The sequence below is a fragment of the Mesorhizobium sp. M7A.F.Ca.CA.004.04.2.1 genome (assembly GCF_004022825.1).
In the GTDB taxonomy this organism is placed as follows: domain Bacteria; phylum Pseudomonadota; class Alphaproteobacteria; order Rhizobiales; family Rhizobiaceae; genus Mesorhizobium.
The window spans coordinates 1-3,575 of the sequence record NZ_RZPH01000637.1; the positions used below are offsets into that span (position 1 = coordinate 1).

Sequence of the window (3,575 nt, forward strand, 5' to 3'; positions counted from 1 at the left end):
GGCGACCTCACCGCGCTCGCCCATGTCGGGCCGGTCAACGCCCCGGAATTCGCCGACGTCATTTCCACCGAAAGCCGGCTGAAGGCGCCGGCTGAAGCCACCGGCGGCAGCGTGCGCCGGCTGGCGTCGTCCGCAGCCCTTGGCAGCGACGTGACGCTACCCTCCATCGTGCCTGTGCGCTCGGCTGGTGCCGCGTCCGGCAACGACTGGATCGGACTGCGCACCACGGACGACAGCGTGCTCAAGGCCGTCTCGCGCGTGCCGCTGTTCGGCGGCTTCCTCGGCCTCGGCCTGCTGCTTCTGGCAATGGGTTCGATGTGGTACCGCGAAGGACGGTAGAGCTACTCCTCCGGCTCCGTCTTGAACATCAGCGGATAGCCCTTGGCCTTGCCGGCATCGGTGGCGCGCGTCGCCTTGGTCTCGGCGACATCCCTGGTGAACACGGCGACGACGCAGACGCCGCGACGATGCGCGGTGATCATCACCCGATGCGCCTGGTCTTCGCTGAGTTTGAACTCACCCTTCAGCACCGTCACGACGAATTCGCGCGGCGTGAAATCGTCATTGATGAGGATGACCTTGTAGAGCTTTGGCCGTTCGATCTGCGGCTTGACCTGGACGCGCGGTTTTGTGGTGATTTCAGGCATTGGAACCGACAGTTAGAGCAATTCCAGGAAAAGTGTAAAACGGTTTTCCGCCCGGAATTGCGTCAAGACAAAGGATCAGAACGGTTCGCCGTTTCCACGAAACGGTGAATTGCTCTGGCGTAGCAACCCTGCCGCCATTCTGGCACCAGCGAAAGCGGTCGTCCATTTTGGTCGACGCGCGAAAACCAGTGTCCGCCGACGCGGCCATTCACAATCATGTGGGAAAGTGTCGGTTGCCGTTCAACGGCCCTGGCGGCCGAACATGCGGCGGCTGGGAATCTGCCGCGCGGTCGTGGCGGGCCGGATATCGGGGTGAAAGCGGTTTCCACCCGCATCCGCCCGGCGTTCCAGCCAGACCGTGATCGGCCACGCGGCGACGCAGATCAACGTCGCGCCTGTCAGCACGATCAGCAGCCAGGTCTGTGCCGGCGTGATGTAGTCCCAGTTGGTGGAAATCGCCGGCGCGAACAGCGAAGGCTCGGTGCGTCCGGTGGCCGGATCGGGCACCGGGCTGGCGGTGAACAGGATCAGCACCCTGGCGACGCCGGTGGCAACCAGGCCGCCGATCACCATCGAGCGCAAAATGGACGAAAGCCGCTTCTTCATGCGGATTGTCCTACACGGCCGGCGTTGCAAACGGGTTAAGTGTCAGTCGAGGCGGAAGCTGCCGGTGCCAGACTTCGTCAGGGCTTCAGCGCTCGGACAGGAAGAAGGCCGCTCCAGCCGAAACCAGCTGGAGCGTCCTTGGCCAACAGCCGGCATTTTATGCCGGACCTGATTACGTCTTCGGGGCGTCCTTCTTGACGGCCTTCTCGGCAGCCTTCTTGTGCTTCTTGACGGTCTTCTTGACGACCTTCTTCGGAGCAGCCTTGGCCGGAGCGGCAGTCGCCGGAGCTGTGGTCGTCGAAGCAGCCGGAGCAGCGGTCGTGGTGGCGGCGGCGTTGCCGAGAGCCGGCATCGCGAAAGCCAGAGCGACGGCGAGACCGGTGGCGGAGAGGATGGACTTTTTCATGGCTTCGTTTCCTTTTTATGCGGGTCAAGTTTCTGAGTGTTACTGAACCGGGTCGTTCGGCGTCACTCCAAGCAGCTTCAAAGCATTGGCGAGCATCCGGATGCCCTGCGCCTGTTTCTTGGCGGCGCAGTACCGGTTGCCCTTTCTCTGAAGTGCCTTTGCCGCGGTGACCTGCGTTGCCGTGGCGTGGGTTTCGAGGGCTTCATCAAATTGGTGGCTGAGATTGGCGCACCGTTCGCTCCGGGTTGTGAGCGTCACCTTTGCGTCCGATTGTCCGACAGCGGCAGTGACCAGGCAGAAGCCCAGCAACGCACCCAACAAACTGATCGACAACCTTGGCATCGGTTTATCCGTAAACCCGGAGACTAGCGTCGCAGCCGATGACCTGACCGCCACGAGACCAGTTATGCCCTTGAAATTTTTCAGGAGTTTTTCTGAACTGTAGAATTTTGTTTCTGGATTGTGTCTGAGAAAGCCGGTGTGAACCCATCATAGCCACTGGCCAACATATGGCCTGAATTCTATCGTGTGGGTTGTGACAGAAGGGCTTGGCAATCAAAGACAGAAGGGCTTGGCAACAATGACAGGGCTGCTGTGAAATCCGACGCACACATACTGATCGTCGACGACGACAAGGGCATCCGCGACCTGCTGCAGGAATTCTTCCAGAAGCGGGGCCTGCACACCTCGGTTGCCGCCGACGGTGTCGAGATGGAGACCATCCTGCGGCGCGTCCAGGTGGACCTCATCGTCCTTGACGTGATGCTGCCCGGCAAGAGCGGGCTGGAGCTGTGCCGCGACCTGCGCGCCCAGTACTCGACGCCGATCATCATGCTGACCGCCGTCACCGAGACGACCGATCGCGTCGTCGGCCTGGAAATGGGCGCCGACGACTATGTGCCCAAACCCTTCGACCCGCGCGAGCTTTTGGCGCGCATCCGCGCCGTGCTCAGGCGCAATGGCGCCGCCGAGCCCAAGCGCGCCACCACCAAGCAGATCTACCGCTTCGCCGGCTGGACGATGGACTGTGCTCGGCGCCGGCTGATCGCACCCGACGATGTCAGGGTCGAGCTGACCATGGCCGAATTCAACCTGCTGCAGACCTTCGTCAAGAGCGCGCAGCGCGTGCTGACCCGCGACCAGCTCATCGAACTGTCCGGCGGCGACAGCGACTATTCCTTCGACCGCAGCATCGACATCCTGGTCAGCCGGTTGCGGCGCAAGATGGAAGACGACCCCAAAACGCCCAAGCTGATCCTGACCGTGCGCAGCGGCGGCTACCAGTTCCTGCCCGAAACGACCTCCGAATGAGGCGTTTCCTGCCGCAGACCTTGCCTGTCTGGGTGCTGCTGATCGTCATTGCCGGCCTGCTGATCAGCCAGGTCGCGACCCTTTACATCGTATCGCGCGACCGCGCCGCCGCCAACGACGCCGTCGACCTCTACCGGCTCAACGACCGTGCCTTCTCGCTGGTGCAGCTCATGCATGACGCCAGTCCGGACGAGCGCAAGGCGACGGCGAGCGGCCTGTTCAATTCAACCTATGCGCTCACCGTTTCGGACACACCGGCGGTCACTTCGTCGATCGCCGGTGACGACGAACTGGCCGAACTCGAAGACATCCTCGTCGGCAGGCTGTCGAAATTCGGCATCACCGATGCACGCGTACGCCGCGATCCGGCGACGCGCGAGGCCGATGACGCGGACGGCACGGCCCCGGGACCCGACATCGGCCAGGTCGAGCGCGACCTTCTGGTATTGGCCGCCGACTTCGCCCAGAGCGACAAGCTGACGGCCTCGCTGCGCTTCGCCGACGGCCAATGGCTGAACTTCACCGAGCCGATCACGCCGGTCGGCCCGATCCTGAGCTTCGACAGCCTGCCGCTCTATTCGCTGATCGCAGGGCTGGTGGTGATC

The 3,575-nt window shown here is 62.8% G+C and carries 5 protein-coding genes and 2 pseudogenes; 3 read left to right on the forward strand and 4 right to left on the reverse strand.

Annotation, left to right across the window (positions count from 1 at the left end; translation table 11 throughout):
• A pseudogene (locus EN893_RS24275) lies at nt 1-339 on the forward strand (hypothetical protein); the annotation flags it as partial.
• Between the two features lie 2 nt (nt 340-341).
• Here the strand turns inward: EN893_RS24275 and clpS are convergent.
• From clpS to EN893_RS24295, 4 genes are all read right to left on the reverse strand, one after another.
• Nucleotides 342-647, reverse strand: a complete 306-nt coding sequence (gene clpS, locus EN893_RS24280; protein ID WP_127266562.1) for an ATP-dependent Clp protease adapter ClpS — start codon at nt 645-647, stop codon at nt 342-344.
• 240 nt (nt 648-887) lie between these two features.
• Nucleotides 888-1,253, reverse strand: coding sequence for a hypothetical protein (locus EN893_RS24285; protein WP_127266561.1), 366 nt, complete (start codon nt 1,251-1,253; stop codon nt 888-890).
• Between the two features lie 172 nt (nt 1,254-1,425).
• Nucleotides 1,426-1,659 carry a hypothetical protein gene (locus EN893_RS24290; RefSeq protein WP_013529962.1) on the reverse strand — a complete coding sequence of 78 codons (234 nt, stop codon included), beginning with the start codon at nt 1,657-1,659 and terminating at the stop codon, nt 1,426-1,428.
• Nucleotides 1,660-1,698: 39 nt separating this feature from the next.
• Entirely contained in the window at nt 1,699-2,001 is a 303-nt protein-coding gene (locus tag EN893_RS24295) for a hypothetical protein (RefSeq protein WP_127266560.1), read from the reverse strand.
• 252 nt (nt 2,002-2,253) lie between these two features.
• Here EN893_RS24295 and EN893_RS24300 point away from each other — a divergent pair, with 252 nt between their 5' ends.
• Both EN893_RS24300 and EN893_RS24305 read left to right on the forward strand, forming a co-directional pair.
• Nucleotides 2,254-2,970: a response regulator transcription factor gene (locus EN893_RS24300; RefSeq protein ID WP_127266559.1), complete on the forward strand. Its 717-nt coding sequence runs from the start codon at nt 2,254-2,256 to the stop codon at nt 2,968-2,970.
• Nucleotides 2,967-3,575, forward strand: a pseudogene (locus EN893_RS24305) (osmolarity sensor protein EnvZ); the annotation flags it as partial. The gene EN893_RS24300 and the pseudogene EN893_RS24305, both read left to right, overlap by 4 nt.